Origin of the sequence: Phocaeicola intestinalis (assembly GCF_014837065.1) — a bacterium.
In the GTDB taxonomy this organism is placed as follows: domain Bacteria; phylum Bacteroidota; class Bacteroidia; order Bacteroidales; family Bacteroidaceae; genus Phocaeicola; species Phocaeicola intestinalis.
This window is the reverse complement of the sequence record NZ_JACSPP010000027.1, coordinates 2,418-20,543: the sequence shown is the minus strand read 5'-3', so window position 1 is coordinate 20,543 and position 18,126 is coordinate 2,418. Positions and strand designations below refer to the sequence as shown.

Here is an 18,126-nt window from a genome sequence, read left to right as displayed (position 1 = left end):
CATTAAAAACGAATAAAATAAGATGGAATTAGCAAGTAAGTACAATCCCGCAGATGTGGAGGGGAAATGGTACCAGTATTGGCTGGACAACAAACTATTCAGTTCGAAACCCGACGGACGTGAGCCGTACACCATCGTCATCCCGCCGCCCAACGTGACCGGCGTGCTCCACATGGGACACATGCTTAACAATACCATTCAGGACATCCTGGTGCGCCGCGCACGCATGACCGGCAAGAATGCCTGCTGGGTGCCGGGAACCGACCATGCCTCTATCGCTACCGAAGCCAAAGTAGTAAACAAGCTGGCACAAGAAGGCATTAAGAAAACCGACCTGACACGCGATGAATTCCTGAAACACGCATGGGCGTGGACAGACGAACACGGAGGCATCATCCTGAAGCAATTACGCAAGCTGGGCGCATCGTGCGACTGGGACCGCACGGCATTCACCATGGACGAAACGCGCAGCAAGAGCGTCATCCGTGTCTTTGTAGACTTATACAATAAAGGACTTATCTATCGCGGTGTGCGAATGGTGAACTGGGACCCGAAAGCCCTGACCGCACTTTCTGACGAAGAAGTTATCTATAAGGAAGAACATAGCAAGCTCTATTATCTCCGCTATAAGGTAGAAGGAGATTCCGAAGGACGCTATGCCGTAGTAGCCACCACCCGTCCCGAAACCATCATGGGTGATACGGCGATGTGTATCAACCCCAACGACCCGAAAAACCAATGGCTGAAAGGCAAGAAAGTGATTGTTCCGCTGGTGAACCGTGTGATTCCGGTTATCGAAGATGATTATGTGGATATCGAATTCGGTACAGGCTGCTTGAAGGTTACGCCGGCACACGATGTAAACGACTATATGCTGGGCGAAAAGCACAACTTGCAAAGCATCGATATCTTCAACGACAACGGAACCATCAGCGAAGCCGCCGGACTATATGTGGGCATGGACCGCTTCGAGGTGCGCAAGCAAATCGAGAAAGACCTGGAAGAAGCCGGACTGATGGAGAAAGTGGAAGCCTATACCAACAAGGTAGGCTTTTCGGAACGCACCAACGTGCCTATCGAGCCGAAGCTCTCGATGCAATGGTTCCTCAAAATGCAGCACTTTGCCGATATGGCATTGCCTCCGGTAATGAACGATGAACTGAAATTCTATCCTGCCAAGTACAAGAATACGTACCGCAATTGGCTGGAGAACATCAAGGACTGGTGCATCAGCCGCCAGCTTTGGTGGGGACACCGCATCCCGGCTTATTATCTTCCCCAAGGCGGATACGTAGTAGCTGAAACGCCGGAAGAGGCATTGAAGTTGGCACAAGAGAAGACTGGAAACGCCGCTTTAACCATCTCCGACCTCCGTCAGGACGAAGACTGCCTCGATACGTGGTTCTCTTCATGGCTTTGGCCTATCTCGCTCTTCAATGGCATTCTCGACCCGGACAATGAGGAAATCAACTACTACTATCCGACGAGCGACTTGGTGACCGGACCGGACATCATCTTCTTCTGGGTGGCACGCATGATTATGGCAGGTTATGAATACAAACACGATATGCCGTTCCGCAACGTATACTTCACCGGCATCGTGCGCGATAAAATCGGACGCAAGATGTCGAAGTCACTGGGCAACTCGCCCGACCCGCTGGAACTGATTGACAAATACGGTGCCGACGGCGTGCGCATGGGTATGATGCTTTCGGCTCCCGCCGGAAACGATATCCTGTTCGACGATGCGCTTTGCGAACAAGGACGTAATTTCAACAACAAGATATGGAACGCCTTCCGTCTGGTGAAAGGATGGAACGTGGCCGACATCGAACAGCCCGAATATGCCCGCATCGCCACGGAATGGTTCAAGGCAATGCTGGCAAAAACCACCCTTGAAGTGACAGACTTATTCGGCAAATACCGCCTGAGCGAAGCTCTGATGGCAGTTTACAAACTCTTCTGGGACGAATTCTCAAGCTGGTACCTCGAAATGGTGAAGCCCGCATACGGACAACCCATCGACCGCACCACCTACGAACAGACTCTGAAGTTCTTCGAAGCCTTGCTCATGCAGTTGCATCCGTTCATGCCGTTCATCACCGAAGAATTGTGGCAACACATCTACGACCGCCAGCCCGGCGAAAGCATCATGACGCAACAGCTGGACAAAGCGGAAGGGTTCAACGAAGCTTTGGTAAACGATTTCGAGAAGGTAAAAGAAGTCATCGGAGGCATCCGCACCATCCGCTTGCAAAAGAACATTGCACAGAAAGAAACCCTGGCTTTGGAAGTGGTTGGAGCAAATCCGGTATCCGCATTCAATTCTATCCTGGCAAAGATGGGAAACCTGTCCGATATCCATACGGTAGAAGCAAAAGCAGAAGGCGCAGCGGCCTTCATGGTAAGTACTACCGAATATGCCGTGCCATTGGGCAACCTCATCAATGTAGAAGAAGAATTGAAAAAGCTGGAAGCCGACCTGAAATACCAGGAAGGATTCCTGCAGAGCGTGCTGAAAAAGTTAGGCAACGAGAAGTTCGTAAGCAAAGCGCCTGCCAATGTGATTGAAATGGAGCGCAAGAAGCAGGCAGATGCTGAAACTAAGATTGCCGCACTGAAAGAAAGTATCGCCGCACTGAAGAAATAACTTTTTTAGAATGAAGAATGAAGAGTTAAGAATGAAGAATGAGAATAAGGTTAACTGATAAGTTTCTCTTCTTCATTCTTAACTCTTCAACCTTACCAATATGAAAAAACGCTTCCAATTCTGCCTGCTCGTATGCAGTACCTTAATTATCTCTGCTTGCAACCTGAATGTCCCTTTGCGATACGAAAAGCCAAGCAATAACGATACCTATACGATAGATTACCTGTTCCAGCACGACGGAGTAAAAGTATACCGTTTCCGGGACAGAGGAAACTACGTATATTTCACGACTCGTGGAGATGTAACCAGCATCCACGCAGATTCAACCAAACAACGTACCATCACCATCCATCGGGAAGACAGCATTGTTTCCCCGATTTGGTAAGAAAGGATTTAATCCGTTCAGCAATTTAGTCGCACATTTTTTCGGAGATATGGAAGAAAACTTGTAATTTTTCCGCCGGAAATAAACTGATTGCTTTCCTCTGCTTTTCCATTATTTCGTGAAACCGGTAAAAGTCCACCTTTTTCCATTGGCACTTATCTTCCTTACATTTATTGAGATAGAATTAAGAAGCTGTTTTGAATTTATCGTGCGATGATTTGGGATGAGTTTTTGAGGCATTTTCGCTTTTGTGATGAGGAAGATAGCGGGCTATCTGACGAAGAACAGGAGCGGAAAGGACCAAAAAATCGCCCAAAGCACACACGAAAACGGATACATCAAGCCAAGAAAAACTTTTTGGAGAAATTCAAAACAGCTTCTAAGTCTTCGTGGAAAAACATGAATACCCTACTGGCACAAAGCCGGTATCTTGATAGGAATGGCAAAAGAAAAGCAAACAGCCCCTGTAGGCAAATTGGGTAAAATGAAGGCATTCATATTTTTAGTTACATATAAGTTCATCTGGTGCAAGATTATTAATCTTCAAGCTGCAAGATTATTAATCTTACAAGCGGAAGATTATTAATCTTACACCAGACGAAGCTATATTTAATTTTACGATTTGACAATTTACTATCTACTATTTGAGCATTAAATCGTACTTCGTAAATCGAAAAATAGTAAATCAAAAGAATCTGCGAAAATCTGTGTTTCTGATAATATTATTTCATTTTGCACACTTGCTTAATACATAGATTTACCGCAAAGGCTTCAACTTGACAATCTCCCCCAGTTCGGGAACAATGACGGGCATGTTACGCTTCTTTGCTTCCGCCTTAAACACATGGGGAGGGTCAAACAAAGGTTCGTCCGAGAGGTCGAACGTACCGTAATGCATCGGGATAGTCATGCAGGCATGCATCTCGGCAGAAGCCGTCAACGCATCGTACGGAGAAATGTGGTTCGGTTTCATAAACCAGCGAGGCTTGTAGGCACCGATGCCGATCATGCAATAATCGATATGCGGAAACATGTCGGGCAATTCTTGAAAATGTTGCGCATAACCGGTATCTCCACTGTTGTAAATAGTAATTCCGCCCGCTTCTATCATAAAAGCCCCCCAAAGCCTCATTCCCCCATCATTCACGCCCCGTTTGCTCCAATGCTGGGCAGGCAGGAAAGTGAGCCGCACCCCGTCTGCCTCATATTGCTGATACCAGGCAGCTTCTATCACTTCCATTGCCGGGAACCAACTCTGAATCAACGTACCTGTATTAATGCCGCAAAACAACTTCATCTGCGGATTATCGGCAAACAGGCGTGCCACACTCGGCTTGTCCAAATGGTCGAAATGGTCGTGGCTGATAAGCAAATAGTCGATGTCCTTAAAAACAGATACATTGGCGGGAAACGGGCTCCGGCGTTTCACGAAAGGAATGCTTCCATACACCGGGTCTATCATAAACCGCTTGCCCCCCAACTGGAGAAAGAAAGAATTATGTCCTAGCCAAATCAACGAATTGCCCACTACGGCGTCCAGCGAACGAAGGAAATGCACTTTCGGATCCCATTTGATGGTGCGTTTTTCTTTCCGTTGCGGATTGGGAGACAGGCGCCATTTCAATACACTCCCCATCCCCGGCCGCCAACGGTGCTGGCGGTTAAAAAACTTTCCCCCTGCTGTAGGATTGCCACGCCAATGTGGATTGACCGTGCGCAACCGCTCGTTTCTGCGAAATGAAATGCGCTCTCCCATAAGCCTTTTAGTAATGAAGAATGAAAAATTAAGAAACAACGTTCGGCGTAAGCCAATGAAGAACAACGTACTTCATCCACATCTTATTTTTCCAACAAGTCTTTCAAAAATGCGTCCAGTTCCTCATCCAGTCCTTTCAGCAATTCATCGTTTAAGAACAAGGTTTCATTGTCATCCATCAGCAACAGGTCTGCTACAGTCTCCTTCTCGTCATCCACCAGCACAAACGAATACGGCTTCATCAGCGAAAGCTTGTCCAGCAATCCCTGTTCCTTCAATGCCGTCACTTCAGCACGAAGTAGAGGTTCTATTTCCGTATAGAAATCGTCTCCTTCATAATTCACCCATTCGGCAATGACCGTACGTGCCAGCACTTCATCATCATCGTCATAAATCACCAACTCTCCATTCTCCTGTCCCGGATGCAAATGTATGTCTGTCAGCACCGATTCCTCGCCGTTACCACGATATCTCCCGATAGCTTCTTTCAGAGCCGAAGCAATAGCCTTATGCGACTGTTCACTAATATCCATCATATCTACGTTATTATCTTGACCAAATGTACAAAAAAATTCAATAACAACAATTTTATTCCGACAAATTGTTTCCAAAACGCCCCATTTGGATATTCAGATGAGGGAACTGCCGCATCCGTTTCTCCAGTTGCAGAGCCGAGAACTTCCATACCTGCTCCTCTTCCGATCCGGATCCGACATACTTCTTTGCATCATCCAGCCATTTCCTTGCTTCATCCAGCTTACCCAACATTTCAGAGGCTAAAGCCAAATTGATAGCAGCACGCCCTTTCACTTTACCCGATTTGCGCTTCCCGTAAAGCGAATGCCACAACGCTTTGGCTCCTTCCCAGTCACCTTCATTGACACATACCGCCGCATCGCGCATTTCGACACACCCTCCGGCAAAATAAACCCGGTCGGTACGCTCCCAATAAGGTGCAACCTGACGTGCCAGCAAGTGTGCCGAGAAATCTGCCACATATTTCAGCAAGACCTTATCGGAAGGCATCTGGTCCAGATCCCAGTCCAGACTGTCTACCGGAGCCACCACACGGAGCGGCCGTTCGCGCACCGGCGAATAAATACTCAATACCGGAGTGACCTGTGTCAGTACAACAGGCCAAGGCTCAATCAGTCCCGGATACATCACTTCCCGCTTAACGTTCTGCACAAACACACGGTCTAATGAAAAAAGCATGTCCACACCCAATTCCCGGGTCAATCTGCCCACTTCCTCCTTCGACAACGGACGGATTTCGGCATTATCCGAAGCAACCTTGTCATTCAGTGCCGAATCGCATATTATCACCTGATTGAAATATCTGGAATCGGCCAATGCAGCGGCAAATGCTTCCGCCGTCTGCTTTCCGTCACCGTTTAAGCTGCCCAGTGTAGCCACACTGTTCTTTGCCAGCGGTATCGAAGGCATATTATTGACTACTGCAACCGATTCAACCTGTCCCGGCAAGCTGACTTCTGCCGGACATAGCTGGTCGAACGAAAGGGTCTGCACAGACACACACGATGCAAATCCCCATGCCACCAGCATACAACAACATAAAATCCGTATGTTCATAAACATATTCTTTTTCCTTGGTAATGCACAAAGATAAGGAGAAAAAGTGAAACTCCCCCTCATCCTGCATGGTTTTATCACATTTTCATAACCGATAACAGCATGAAAAACATCCCGCCGGCACCAAGGGCACAAATATCGCGAATCATAGAAGCTGTTTTGAATTTCTCCAAAAAGTTTTTCTTGGCTTGATGTATCCGTTTTCGTGTGTGCTTTGGGCGATTTTTTGGTCCTTTTCGCTCCTGTTCTTCGTCAGATAGCCCGCTATCTTCCTCATCACAGAAGCGAAAATGCCTCAAAAACTCATCACAAATCATCACACGATAAATTCAAAACAGCTTCATAAAAAGAAACAAAGAAAGCGGAAGTCACCGATTATGTCACCCCAAAAAAGTGTACGGATTTTCGGGATAGCAAGAGCAAGAAAACAAAAAACCCACTAAAGTAACTTATTTAGTGGGTTTTTATCCGTTTATGACTTGGCAGTAGTACACCCGTGGGGAGTCGAACCCCAATCGTCGGAACCGGAATCCGATATTCTATCCATTGAACTACGGGTGCATTGTTTTTTTAATTGCGGCACAAAAATACAATTATTCTTCATTCTATCCTAATGATTCGGATAAAAAATTCGTATGAGCCTATGAAAACAAGGAATAAAAGCATGTCATTTTTCCCATAAACAAAAATAATCCATTTACATTATGACAATATTATCAATAAAAGCATTGCAATTTTACAAAACATTTATACCTTTGCATAACTTTACAAATAATTAATCACGCAAAAATTATGAGCTATCTGATAAAACCAGCAAACTACAAACCCCTGCTCGACATGAAACAGACAGAGCTTGGCATCAAACAAATCAAGGATTTCTTCCAGCAAAACCTATCCTCCGAACTACGCCTGCGAAGGGTGACAGCTCCCCTGTTCGTCTTAAAAGGTATGGGAATCAACGATGACCTGAACGGTGTGGAACGTCCCGTCACATTCCCCATCAAAGACCTTGCCGACCAACAGGCCGAAGTGGTACACTCGCTTGCCAAATGGAAAAGAGTGACCCTTGCCGACTATCACATCGAACCGGGATATGGCATCTACACAGACATGAATGCCATCCGTGCCGACGAAGAACTGGGCAACCTGCACTCGCTTTACGTCGACCAATGGGACTGGGAACGGGTCATCACGCCCGAACAACGCACCGTAGAATTTCTGAAAAGCATCGTGACACGCATCTATGCCGCCATGCGCCGCACTGAATTCATGATTTGCGAAGCATATCCGCAGATTACCCCCTTTCTTGCCCATGATATCCACTTCATCCATGCACAAGACCTGCTGGACATGTACCCGGACAAGACCCCCAAAGAACGTGAGAACCTGATTACCGAACGGTTAGGCTCTGTTTTCATCATAGGAATCGGAGGCAAACTAAGTGACGGAAAGCCTCATGACCTCCGTGCCCCGGATTATGATGACTATACAACCATCGACCCCAAAACCGGACTTCCGGGACTGAACGGTGACCTGCTGGTATGGAACGAGGTATTAGGCCGCGCCATTGAGCTCTCTTCCATGGGTATACGCGTAGACAAAGCCGCCATGCTGAAACAACTGGAACTGACAGGCAAAGAAGAACGTACCAAGCTTTATTTCCACAAACGGCTGCTCGAAGGTTCGCTGCCCCTCAGCATCGGTGGTGGAATCGGACAGTCACGCCTATGTATGCTCTACTTGAAAAAAGCACATATCGGAGAAATACAGGCAAGCATCTGGCCCGAAGACATGCGGAAAGAATGTGCCGATTGGGGAATGCAGTTGATATAATTTAATCAGGGACTAGGTGACCAGGTTTTGAATACCTTAGTAAATCTATCTAAAACCTAGTCCCTAGTCACCTAGTACCTAGCCACCTAGTCACCTAAAAAAATAACTCATGAATGTACAGATAGAAGAATCGTGGAAGCAAATTTTGGCTCCCGAATTTGAAAAAGACTATTTTATCCGTCTGACCGACTTCGTCAGGCAAGAATACCACAACACAACCGTTTATCCGCCGGGCAAGCTGATATTCAACGCGTTCAACCTTTGCCCTTACGATAAAGTAAAAGTAGTCATCATCGGACAAGACCCTTATCACGGACCCGGACAGGCACACGGACTATGCTTCTCCGTCAATGACGGCGTGCCGTTTCCTCCTTCACTACAAAACATTTTCAAAGAAATACACGATGATTTGGGAAGCCCTATACCTGCAAGCGGCAACCTGACCCGCTGGGCACAGCAAGGCGTGCTGCTGCTCAACGCCACACTTACAGTACGTGCACATCAGGCAGGTTCGCACCAGAAAAAGGGTTGGGAAGAATTTACCGATGCAGCCATCCGTGCCTTGGCGGAAAACCGCGAACACCTGGTCTTTATCTTATGGGGGTCGTATGCACAGAAGAAAGGTGCCTTTATCGACCGGAACAAGCATCTCGTACTTACTTCTGTCCACCCCTCTCCCCTATCCGCCTATCACGGCTTTTTCGGCAACAAACACTTCAGCCGTACCAACGAATACCTCATCCAGCATGGGAAGACACCGATTAACTGGTAGATTCAACATTTGAAAGTTGACAAGGTGACGAGTTGACAAGGTACTAGGCTTCAGATAGCTTTGGTTGGCGCCTACAAAAACTATTCAGAACCTAGCCAACTAGTACCTGTATGCTGCAAAAGTACGCAATCCTTTCCATACGGCAATGGATTTGGAAACGGTTGGTTTGAAAATCTATTAACAGCATTCTGTTTTACCCCGTATGTAGCTGCAAATAAGCAAATAACGGAATCAAAAAAAATAATATATCATACAAGTCCATATTTTCGATGCCATAGATAAACAAAAGCAATTGTCATTGCCCGTTGTGATGCAACTATATTGGATGCAGGATACACATATATGCACATGCGGACGGATATAGCTGCGCTGCGCAGTGCACTCGGTATCCCCAAAAGGAACTGGCGGATATTCAAATAAATCAAAGATGTTCAGCTGCTTGTATCAATCGTTCGATTTCGGGCGGAGAAAGTGTTTATCGGAATGGATTAGCACTTTCTCCACTGATTTTTCCATCCACCAGATGAATGGTCCGGTCTGTTTGCGAGGCAAGTGCCTCATCGTGAGTCACGATAACGAACGTCTGCCCCAGCTTGTCACGAAGTTCGAAAAAGAGACGATGCAATTCTTCCTTGTTCTGCGTGTCCAGACTGCCCGAAGGCTCATCGGCCAAGACTACAGAAGGATGGTTTATCAAGGCACGCGCCACAGCTACCCGTTGCTTCTCGCCGCCCGATAACTGGGCAGGCTTATGCAAAGCGCGTTCTCCCAACCCCAAAAATGAAAGCATCTCCTCCGCTTCTCTACGGGCAGACTTTCCTGACACGCCCTGTATCAAAAGTGGAATCATCACATTCTCTTCTGCCGTAAACTCGGGAAGCAATTGATGAAACTGAAACACAAAACCTATTTCCTTGTTGCGGAACGCCGCCAACCCTTTATCTTTAAGACGGTTCACCTCTACACCATTCAGTACAATCCGTCCGGCGTCAGGCTTGTCCAAGGTGCCCATTATCTGCAACAACGTAGTCTTTCCAGCCCCACTCGGTCCCACGATACTGACCACTTCTCCCTTATTTATTGTCAAGTCGATTCCTTTCAATACTTGCAGCGAACCAAAACTTTTCGTTATTCCTTCCAGTTGAATCATAATTTCCGAATTAAATAACTAATCTTAATTAGTTTGTATTAACGAGTCTGTTTTGAAACACGGATCAACGCGGATAATAATTTAATTATTAAGAAGCTGTTTTGAATTTCTCCAAAAAGTTTTTCTTGGCTTGATGTATCTGTTTTCGTGTGTGCTTTGGGCGATTTTTTGGTCCTTTTCGCTCCTGTTCTTCGTCAGATAGCCCGCTATCTTCCTCATCACAGAAGCGAAAATGCCTCAAAAACTCATCCCAAATCATCGCACGATAAATTCAAAACAGCTTCTAATTCAATCTGCGTAAATCCGCGAATATCTGCGTTTCTCCGTCATATCAATTAATTTGTACATTACTTATTATAATTTACGTATGACATATTCTGCCAGATAGCAGCCGAACACTGCCGGCATATAGCTGACGGTACCAGCGGTAGACTTCTTGTTCTGCTCGCCATCTACCAGCATCACAGCTTCCGGGTCTGCCTGTTCGGTACTGAACACAACAGGCAATTTCCGCTTCATTCCCATCTTCTGCAACCGCTTGCGCACCGCTTTGCTCAACCCGCAATGATAGGTTTCCCATAAGTCGGCAAAACGTATCTGGGTTATGTCTTTCTTGGCACCTGCCCCCATGCTGCTTACTATTTTCAGCCCACGCTGTAAAGCATGATAAATCAAATAACACTTAGGGGCAACGGTATCGATGGCATCTACGATGAAATCGAATCGCGCACTATCCAGCAGTGCGGGTATCGCCTCGTCTTTCAGATACACGGGTAATACCTTCAGCTGTATATCGGGATTGATGTCGCGGAAACGTGCCGCAAGAACTTCAGCCTTAGCCTGTCCCAATGTAGAATGCAGTGCCGGAAGCTGACGGTTGATATTGGATGGCTGCACCGTGTCGGCATCCACCAAGGTCAGTTGTCCCACTCCTGCCCGGCACAACATCTCGGCGGCATACGCTCCTACTCCTCCCAATCCTACTACCAACACATGCGCCCGGCGCAGGCGTTCTGTCTTGTCCTTGCCCAACAGCAATTCCGTACGTTGCTGCCACTCTTTGCCTGTCATGCTCATGAATTTTTCTTGAACCATTTATAAATCCAGTTTCCTACTTTATCATAATACTGCGTTTCCGCCCATCCACGCGGGTCAGAGAAAGAAAGACTCTCATTCGGGTCACCCTTCTGCTCGGGATAAAGCAACATGATACTGTTGTTATTGAAATACTTCGAAACTTGCATCGGAAGTTTCTCGAACGAAGAATCATACGATATCGAGCCACGCCGTGCACTCACGATGACCAGCAAATGATCGTAGTTAACCTGTCCGGTCAGCAACAGCAAGTCGTCCCACTCTTCCAGCTCCGAATAGACGGCACGCGTATCCTTGTATTTCTTTTGGATAAAGCCACTGATATACCCCAATGTCCGCGAAGAAGCATAAAACTGCACCCGGCACCCTAACTGGCTGCTCAGCCGGCACATATAAGTTATCCACTTGGTAAACCCGTGCTCGAACTCGGCTTTCGGGGGAACTGCCACAATAATGCGGCGCAATGTATTGACCGGCATCAGGAAGCGCACCACCATTACCTGCAGATAAGTATTCTTCAACAGGTTCTCAGTCAGATTGCCGAAAAACGAATCCACAATACTCGCCTTATAATGTAGCCCCACGATGATGCCCGTAGCCTCGTATTCCTTGGCTGTATGCAAGATACCGGTTGTAATGTTCAAATCAAAACGGCTGACCGTCTTCAACTGTACATTGGTAGATGCAGCAATCTGCGCAGCTTTTTCCAAATTACGTTTACTGCGCATTTCCTGCTTTACCGAATCATTACTGTCATTGATAACACTCAGTGCTACCAGATTATCGTTTATCTTCTCATCGCGCAATACCAATGCCAGGCTCATCAGTCCTTCCAAGGTTTCGGGGTTGGCGATGGGAACCAAGAAACGTTCTTTTTCCTGCTCCTTTTCCTCGTTCACTCCAATATCATCACTCGTCGCAATCCGCTTGGCTGCATGTTCGGTTATAAAAGAACTGACAATGCATGTCACCAAAATCAGCAAAATCGTACCGTTCAGCACATCTTCGTTCAGCAAACGTTCGCCCGAAGGCAGAATGATATCATAACCTACCAATACCGCAGCCAGTGTAGCAGCGGCCTGTGCATTGCTCAAACCGAACATCAATTCCCGTTCGACAGCACGCATCCGGTAAATCTTCTGGGTAAGCCACGAAGCAATCCATTTTCCCACCAAGGCAACCACTATCATAACGCCCGCTACCTTTATCGAATCGATATGCCCGAACAGAACGTTGACATTGATAAGCATCCCCACACCTATCAGGAAATAAGGGATAAACAAGGCATTGCCCACAAACTCCAGATGGTTCATCAGCGGTGACACGTGCGGAATAAGCCGGTTCAACACCAATCCGGCAAGAAAGGCTCCCAGAATTCCCTCCATACCGACTACCTCCATCAATCCGGCACCAAGGAAAACCATCGCCATCACAAAAATGTATTGCACCACATTATCACTATACCGCCGGAAAAACCAACGGGCTATGGGCGGGAAAGTATACATAATGACAGAGCCAAGTATAATCACTTTTAAGACCAACCATACCCAGAACATATCCGACGATTCGCCTTTATACAGGCCACCGATAACTGCCAGCACCAGCAAAGTCAACGTATCGGTCACAGCCGTACCACCTACAGCAATACCCACCGCCCGCTGACGGTTGATGCCATAACGGATTACAATAGGATATGCGATAAGGGTATGTGATGCATACATACTGGCAAGCAAGACAGAAGTAACAACACCATAATCCAATATATGAATATTGGTCCAGAATCCAATACCCAGCGGAAAGATGAATGCCAGCAAGCCCAATACCATCGCCTTGGCACGGATACTTTTGAAATCCTCCATATTCATTTCCAATCCGGCAAGGAACATTATATAATACAGCCCCACTTTGCCAAACAATTCGAAACTGCTGTCACGGGCCAAGATGTTGAACCCATGTTCGCCGATTACTACTCCAGCCAATATCATCCCGATGATGTGTGGTATACGCAACCGCTCCAAAATAATAGGAGCAAAAAGAATAATCACCAGTACAAGAAAAAAAATCCACGTAGGATCGGTAATCGGAAAATGGATATCAAGACAAAAAAAATCAAGCAATTCTTTCATAAACCGGTATCGTCATTTTGCATTCATCGAACAAAAGTAGAAAAAAACTTCCGAGTTTCCATATTAATCGGACAGAATGTTTTATTTTTGCAGTCGAAATCGTCATAAACGATACAGTCCGATTAAAAATAACAAGATATAGTCAGAAAAAGTATTAACTTAACAGAATTACAAAAACATGAAAGTAGCAATTGTTGGTGCAAGCGGAGCCGTAGGACAAGAGTTCCTGCGTGTGCTCGATGAAAGAAATTTTCCAATAGACGAACTGTTGTTGTTCGGTTCCCAGCGCAGTGCCGGGCGAAAATACACCTTCCGCGGAAAAGAAATCGAAGTGAAACTGCTGCAACACAATGATGATTTCAAAGGAGTTGACATTGCTTTCACTTCTGCAGGAGCAGGAACTTCCAAAGAGTTCGCAGATACCATTACCCGATACGGAGCAGTGATGATTGACAATTCAAGTGCATTCCGCATGGATGCAGACATTCCGCTGGTAGTACCCGAAGTCAATGCCCAAGACGCATTGAACCGTCCGCGAGGCATCATCGCCAACCCCAACTGTACCACCATACAGATGGTTGTGGCACTAAAAGCCATCGAAAACCTGACCCATATCAAGCGGGTACACGTTTCTACATACCAGGCTGCCAGCGGTGCGGGAGCAGCCGCCATGGACGAACTTTACGAACAATACCGTCAAGTATTAAACAATGAGCCGGTGAAAGTAGAGAAATTCGCCTACCAGCTCGCTTTCAACCTGATTCCGCAAATCGATGTCTTTACCGACAACGGATATACGAAAGAAGAAATGAAAATGTACAACGAGACGCGTAAAATCATGCACTCCGATGTAAAGGTAAGCGCTACATGCGTACGCGTTCCGGCACTTCGTTCGCACTCGGAAAGCATCTGGATAGAAACAGAACGCCCCGTGTCGGTAGAAGAAGCCCGCAAAGCATTCGCAGAAGGAGAAGGACTGGTACTGATGGACAATCCGGAAAAGAAAGAATATCCGATGCCGTTGTTCCTTGCCGGCAAAGACCCTGTCTACGTAGGACGTATCCGCAAAGATTTAAGTGACGAAAACGGACTGACCTTCTGGATTGTAGGCGACCAGATAAAGAAAGGAGCAGCACTAAACGCCGTACAGATTGCCGAATACCTGATTAAGGTGGGCAACATCAGATAAATGGCGATTCAAGCCAAACGCAAAGACGCAAAGGATACAGAAGATACCTCACCTTTGCGTCTTTATGACAACACTCATCTTCATTCAATCAAAACAAAGACTATGAAACTCACCCGAGATGCACTTACCCTGCTGCTTGCCGTAATGGCATGCACCGCCTCTATGGCACAAAACAAAAAACACCCCACATTCCGTACTGCAATCCCACGTGATTCCATCCGGCTCAGCGATCCTTGCATTCTGGCCGATGATGAAACCCGCACCTATTACATGACCGGAACAGGAGGATTATTATGGAAAAGCAAAGACCTTGACCGATGGGACGGACCTTACATCGTAGCCGAAACAGATCCAGACTCATGGATGGGGCACAAGCCACAAATATGGGCAGCCGAACTCCATAAATACAAAGGAAAGTATTATTATTTCGCAACTTTTACCAACGACTCCATTCTTATCGGGAACTACCGGGGAAACGACATTCCCCGACGCGCCTGCCACGTACTGGAAAGCGACCGTCCTGAAGGACCTTACCGCCCAATGAAAGATAAAGTCTACCTCCCCGCTAATGTCCCCACACTAGACGGTACACTATGGGAAGATACCGACGGAAAGCCTTACATGATATATTGCGGCGAATGGCTCCAGAACTGGAACGGCACAATCGAGAAAATAGCACTCAAGACAGACCTCAGCGGAACAACGGGTAAAAGCGAAGTGCTGTTCCGTGCAAGCGATTCACCCTGGAGCCGCGAGACAGGAACAGACAAACCCAATCGTGTGACAGACGGGCCATGGCTCTTCCGCACCGGAACCGGAAGACTGGGAATGCTATGGACAAGCTGGATAGAAGACGTATATACCCAAGGAGTAGCCTACTCGGAAAGCGGAACCCTGGAAGGCCCGTGGATACAAGAAACCGAACCGATTACACCTCCAAACTATGGACATGGCATGCTGTTTAAAGACTTCAACGGACGCTGGCTGATGTCTGTACATAGCCACAACAACGACAATGGAAGATACATACGCATTCCTCAGTTATTCGAAGTGGATTTATCGGGTGACAAACTCAAGCTGGGACGACGCCTGTGCACCTCAGAGCAAAACATGGGAGCGTATCTATTTGTATTTTTCAGCGACCCGACACATAGCCTGTTCATGGCTACGAGCCGCGACGGCTATACATTTACTGCGGTCAACGATGGACAACCAATCATCAGCGGAGATACCATCGCCGAACAACGAGGCATACGCGACCCACATATCTATCGCGGACCAGACGGTGCTTTTTATCTTGCCATGACCGACTTGCATATCTTTGCCCAACGGGAAGGCATACGCGAAACCGAATGGGAACGGGACGGAAAACAGTACGGATGGGGGAATAACCGCGGACTGGTACTGATGAAATCGCACGACCTTATCCACTGGACTCACAGCAACATACGGGTAGACAAAGCTTACCCCGATAAATTCGGCGATATCGGATGTGCCTGGGCACCCGAAACCATCTATGACCCTCAGGCAGGTAAAATGATGATTTATTTCACGATGCGTCACGGCAACGGAAGGAGTACACTTTATTACGCCTATACCGACAATGATTTCACCCAGCTCACCAGTGAACCCAAACAACTCTTCGAATATCCTGACCCCAAAATCCAAATACTGGATGCCGACATATCCCTATTGCCCGACGGACGTGCCTGCATGATGTATGTAGCCCAAGAAAATCCCGGAGGAATCCGCATGGCTATCAGCAATAACGGAAACGTAACCGGTCCCTACCGCTACATAGATAAATGGATAGACTTTGAACCGGGAGCATGTGAAGCACCGAACGTGTGGAAACGTATCGGTGAAGATAAATGGGTAGTGATGTACGACATCTTCAGCATCCAACCACACAACTTCGGGTTCTGCGAAACCAGCGATTTCAAACATTTCACCAACCTGGGGCATTTCAACGAAGGAGCAATGAAAGCCGTTAACTTCATCTCACCCAAGCACGGCACTGTAATTCAAATCACTCCTGCCGAAGCTGATGCACTGGAAGCATACTGGAAGCAGCATTAATACCCACATACAGAGACACACAGAGACAAACTTCTTCGTTCTGTGTGCCTCTTCCAACCGTAATATCTTGACGGATAAAATCAACCGGAAAAACGTTGAAAAATGCTCTAGAAGCTATCAACCTATCAGTTCTTGCAATTTTTTTTCAGAAGCGCCAGGCAGCAAACTACGAAGATGTCCATATATCTGCCGATACGACTCTTCGGGTGTGCATCCGGCATCCTGCCTGCCATAAAGCACTTCAGGAGAAGTATAACGGGCAACTCCCCAACCATAAGGACGACCGTGACGATCAATATTGTATTCAAAATCGGAAATAACAACATGCATCCCCATCATCAACCGTGTCAGTATAGGTTCAAGCGAAATCTTGCCATCACTCTGCATTGCATCCACCAGATCTGTCTCGCATCGACGCCCACGCCTCTTGGCAAAACCGAGTAAGCAGCGTAACTCTTTCACCGTCACACTGCCTTCTCCCCAAATAGCCTGAAGCACCACATCATCAAGTGCAGCAGTATCTTCGTCTTTCGCATAACGGCGTGAACGCCGCCAGTTCATCAGATGAGGAAGCCATTCCAGACTGACATAACCCGCTTTCTTATTGTACAGCTTGCCATAGGCGCAATGTCCCTCGCGGATGACGGGGCCTTTCCATTCCCACGGACCTTCTTCTTCGTCCGAGAACCAATATTCAGTTGCCGTCCGTTCTTCGATGGAGAAACCGGGAATGCCGCATCGGAAAAACGGCAGGAAGCCCAAAGCCAATACCTGCCGTTCCATATCTTCCGCCGTGCGTATCTTGTCTTTGGTGCACATCATCATTTTTTCAATGCTATACCGTCCTTGAACGCACTGCCCACATGCCCGCCTACTTCCAGATAGGCATTGTGTACGGGGTCGAACGAAATCGGGCGCAATTTAGCAGGGTCTATCTTGCCCTTCTCGTCCAAAATGCGCTCGTCGGCAGATACATTCACAATCCGACCTACCAGATGGCACATTTCCGGGTCGTAAGAAACAAGCTCGCACTCCACTGCCATCGGCAATTCTTCGATGAGCGGGGCGTTGACAAACTCCGACTTTACGGCATGGAATCCCGCACGGAAAAACTTGTCGGGCACATCGTTTGCCGAAACGATGCCTACATAATCGCAAGCCGTCAGCTGGTCTGCTGTTGCCATACTTACGGTGAATGCTTTTGTCTTTAGCAAGTTCTTTACGGTCTTATGCCCTGCACTCAGACACAGGTTGATTTGATCGTCGTAATCGATGCCTCCCCAAGCGGCATTCATCGCGTCGGGGTTTCCTTCTCCATCGTAAGTAGCAACGATAAATACAGGCTGTGGATACGTCCACGGCTTTGCTCCAAAATTCTTTCTCATAAAGCTTTCCTCCTTATTTTAATGTGATAATGTGGCAATGTGATAATGTGGCAATGTGATAATGTGGCAATGTGATAATGTGGCAATGTGATAATGTGGCAATGTGATAATGT

17 protein-coding genes and 1 tRNA gene are annotated in these 18,126 nt (G+C 47.0%); 7 read left to right on the top strand and 11 right to left on the bottom strand.

Annotated features, from left to right (window positions below; translation table 11 throughout):
• Nucleotides 1-22 precede the first annotated feature (22 nt).
• The 3 genes from H9625_RS09740 to H9625_RS09730 all read left to right on the top strand — a co-directional run bounded on the left by H9625_RS09740 (nucleotide 23) and on the right by H9625_RS09730 (nucleotide 3,518).
• Complete coding sequence (locus H9625_RS09740; RefSeq protein WP_191764114.1) at nucleotides 23-2,650, top strand: valine--tRNA ligase; 2,628 nt, start codon at nucleotides 23-25, stop codon at nucleotides 2,648-2,650.
• A gap of 100 nt (nucleotides 2,651-2,750) precedes the next feature.
• The gene (locus H9625_RS09735) at nucleotides 2,751-3,035 is read left to right on the top strand and encodes a DUF4884 domain-containing protein (RefSeq protein WP_191764104.1); all 285 of its coding nucleotides are present in this window, start codon (nucleotides 2,751-2,753) and stop codon (nucleotides 3,033-3,035) included.
• Nucleotides 3,036-3,248: 213 nt separating this feature from the next.
• Nucleotides 3,249-3,518 carry a hypothetical protein gene (locus H9625_RS09730; RefSeq protein WP_191764102.1) on the top strand — a complete coding sequence of 90 codons (270 nt, stop codon included), beginning with the start codon at nucleotides 3,249-3,251 and terminating at the stop codon, nucleotides 3,516-3,518.
• Nucleotides 3,519-3,792: 274 nt separating this feature from the next.
• Here the strand turns inward: H9625_RS09730 and H9625_RS09725 are convergent, their stop codons facing one another.
• The 5 genes from H9625_RS09725 to H9625_RS09705 form a co-directional block, all read right to left on the bottom strand.
• Entirely contained in the window at nucleotides 3,793-4,791 is a 999-nt protein-coding gene (locus H9625_RS09725; protein WP_087250848.1) for an MBL fold metallo-hydrolase, read from the bottom strand.
• An 83-nt stretch (nucleotides 4,792-4,874) separates the two neighbouring features.
• Nucleotides 4,875-5,324, bottom strand: coding sequence for a hypothetical protein (locus H9625_RS09720; protein WP_022040524.1), 450 nt, complete (start codon nucleotides 5,322-5,324; stop codon nucleotides 4,875-4,877).
• 55 nt (nucleotides 5,325-5,379) lie between these two features.
• Nucleotides 5,380-6,384 (bottom strand): DUF6340 family protein, encoded by a 1,005-nt coding sequence (locus tag H9625_RS09715; RefSeq protein WP_191764100.1) that lies wholly within the window; start codon nucleotides 6,382-6,384, stop codon nucleotides 5,380-5,382.
• 77 nt (nucleotides 6,385-6,461) lie between these two features.
• Entirely contained in the window at nucleotides 6,462-6,701 is a 240-nt protein-coding gene (locus H9625_RS09710; RefSeq protein ID WP_191764098.1) for a hypothetical protein, read from the bottom strand.
• 172 nt (nucleotides 6,702-6,873) lie between these two features.
• A tRNA-Arg gene (locus H9625_RS09705) sits at nucleotides 6,874-6,945 on the bottom strand.
• A 231-nt stretch (nucleotides 6,946-7,176) separates the two neighbouring features.
• Here H9625_RS09705 and asnA point away from each other — a divergent pair.
• Nucleotides 7,177-8,217, top strand: a complete 1,041-nt coding sequence (asnA, locus tag H9625_RS09700; RefSeq protein ID WP_191764096.1) for an aspartate--ammonia ligase — start codon at nucleotides 7,177-7,179, stop codon at nucleotides 8,215-8,217.
• 109 nt (nucleotides 8,218-8,326) lie between these two features.
• On the top strand, nucleotides 8,327-8,989 hold the full coding sequence (locus tag H9625_RS09695) for a uracil-DNA glycosylase (protein ID WP_087207307.1): 663 nt from the start codon (nucleotides 8,327-8,329) through the stop codon (nucleotides 8,987-8,989).
• Nucleotides 8,990-9,464: 475 nt separating this feature from the next.
• Here H9625_RS09695 and H9625_RS09690 read toward each other — a convergent pair whose 3' ends face one another.
• The 4 genes from H9625_RS09690 to H9625_RS09675 all read right to left on the bottom strand — a co-directional run bounded on the left by H9625_RS09690 (nucleotide 9,465) and on the right by H9625_RS09675 (nucleotide 13,360).
• Complete coding sequence (locus tag H9625_RS09690) at nucleotides 9,465-10,139, bottom strand: ABC transporter ATP-binding protein (protein ID WP_087207309.1); 675 nt, start codon at nucleotides 10,137-10,139, stop codon at nucleotides 9,465-9,467.
• Nucleotides 10,140-10,227: 88 nt separating this feature from the next.
• Nucleotides 10,228-10,398, bottom strand: coding sequence for a hypothetical protein (locus H9625_RS09685; RefSeq protein ID WP_158100135.1), 171 nt, complete (start codon nucleotides 10,396-10,398; stop codon nucleotides 10,228-10,230).
• 95 nt (nucleotides 10,399-10,493) lie between these two features.
• Nucleotides 10,494-11,234 (bottom strand): tRNA threonylcarbamoyladenosine dehydratase, encoded by a 741-nt coding sequence (locus H9625_RS09680; RefSeq protein WP_191764094.1) that lies wholly within the window; start codon nucleotides 11,232-11,234, stop codon nucleotides 10,494-10,496.
• Complete coding sequence (locus tag H9625_RS09675) at nucleotides 11,213-13,360, bottom strand: cation:proton antiporter (protein WP_191764092.1); 2,148 nt, start codon at nucleotides 13,358-13,360, stop codon at nucleotides 11,213-11,215. The genes H9625_RS09680 and H9625_RS09675 overlap by 22 nt, the downstream gene beginning before the upstream one ends.
• A 178-nt stretch (nucleotides 13,361-13,538) precedes the next feature.
• Here H9625_RS09675 and H9625_RS09670 point away from each other — a divergent pair, with 178 nt between their 5' ends.
• A complete protein-coding gene (locus tag H9625_RS09670) occupies nucleotides 13,539-14,549 on the top strand; it encodes an aspartate-semialdehyde dehydrogenase (RefSeq protein WP_022040517.1) in 1,011 nt (336 codons plus the stop codon).
• A 102-nt stretch (nucleotides 14,550-14,651) separates the two neighbouring features.
• On the top strand, nucleotides 14,652-16,628 hold the full coding sequence (locus H9625_RS09665; RefSeq protein ID WP_022040516.1) for a family 43 glycosylhydrolase: 1,977 nt from the start codon (nucleotides 14,652-14,654) through the stop codon (nucleotides 16,626-16,628).
• 117 nt (nucleotides 16,629-16,745) lie between these two features.
• Here the strand turns inward: H9625_RS09665 and H9625_RS09660 are convergent, their stop codons facing one another.
• Nucleotides 16,746-17,453 carry an AlkZ-related protein gene (locus tag H9625_RS09660; RefSeq protein WP_022040515.1) on the bottom strand — a complete coding sequence of 236 codons (708 nt, stop codon included), beginning with the start codon at nucleotides 17,451-17,453 and terminating at the stop codon, nucleotides 16,746-16,748.
• Entirely contained in the window at nucleotides 17,450-18,013 is a 564-nt protein-coding gene (locus H9625_RS09655) for a flavin reductase family protein (protein ID WP_191764090.1), read from the bottom strand. The genes H9625_RS09660 and H9625_RS09655 overlap by 4 nt, the downstream gene beginning before the upstream one ends.
• Between the last annotated feature and the right edge of the window lie 113 nt (nucleotides 18,014-18,126).

Bases quoted from the DNA above. Each gene is read 5' to 3' on its own strand.
- H9625_RS09740 (WP_191764114.1), top strand. From the start codon at position 23: ATGGAATTAGCAAGTAAGTACAATCCCGCAGATGTGGAGGGGAAATGG.
- H9625_RS09735 (WP_191764104.1), top strand. From the start codon at position 2,751: ATGAAAAAACGCTTCCAATTCTGCCTGCTCGTATGCAGTACCTTAATT.
- H9625_RS09730 (WP_191764102.1), top strand. From the start codon at position 3,249: ATGATTTGGGATGAGTTTTTGAGGCATTTTCGCTTTTGTGATGAGGAA.
- H9625_RS09725 (WP_087250848.1), bottom strand. From the start codon at position 4,791: ATGGGAGAGCGCATTTCATTTCGCAGAAACGAGCGGTTGCGCACGGTC.
- H9625_RS09720 (WP_022040524.1), bottom strand. From the start codon at position 5,324: ATGGATATTAGTGAACAGTCGCATAAGGCTATTGCTTCGGCTCTGAAA.
- H9625_RS09715 (WP_191764100.1), bottom strand. From the start codon at position 6,384: ATGAACATACGGATTTTATGTTGTTGTATGCTGGTGGCATGGGGATTT.
- H9625_RS09710 (WP_191764098.1), bottom strand. From the start codon at position 6,701: ATGATTTGTGATGAGTTTTTGAGGCATTTTCGCTTCTGTGATGAGGAA.
- asnA (WP_191764096.1), top strand. From the start codon at position 7,177: ATGAGCTATCTGATAAAACCAGCAAACTACAAACCCCTGCTCGACATG.
- H9625_RS09695 (WP_087207307.1), top strand. From the start codon at position 8,327: ATGAATGTACAGATAGAAGAATCGTGGAAGCAAATTTTGGCTCCCGAA.
- H9625_RS09690 (WP_087207309.1), bottom strand. From the start codon at position 10,139: ATGATTCAACTGGAAGGAATAACGAAAAGTTTTGGTTCGCTGCAAGTA.
- H9625_RS09685 (WP_158100135.1), bottom strand. From the start codon at position 10,398: ATGATTTGGGATGAGTTTTTGAGGCATTTTCGCTTCTGTGATGAGGAA.
- H9625_RS09680 (WP_191764094.1), bottom strand. From the start codon at position 11,234: ATGGTTCAAGAAAAATTCATGAGCATGACAGGCAAAGAGTGGCAGCAA.
- H9625_RS09675 (WP_191764092.1), bottom strand. From the start codon at position 13,360: ATGAAAGAATTGCTTGATTTTTTTTGTCTTGATATCCATTTTCCGATT.
- H9625_RS09670 (WP_022040517.1), top strand. From the start codon at position 13,539: ATGAAAGTAGCAATTGTTGGTGCAAGCGGAGCCGTAGGACAAGAGTTC.
- H9625_RS09665 (WP_022040516.1), top strand. From the start codon at position 14,652: ATGAAACTCACCCGAGATGCACTTACCCTGCTGCTTGCCGTAATGGCA.
- H9625_RS09660 (WP_022040515.1), bottom strand. From the start codon at position 17,453: ATGATGATGTGCACCAAAGACAAGATACGCACGGCGGAAGATATGGAA.
- H9625_RS09655 (WP_191764090.1), bottom strand. From the start codon at position 18,013: ATGAGAAAGAATTTTGGAGCAAAGCCGTGGACGTATCCACAGCCTGTA.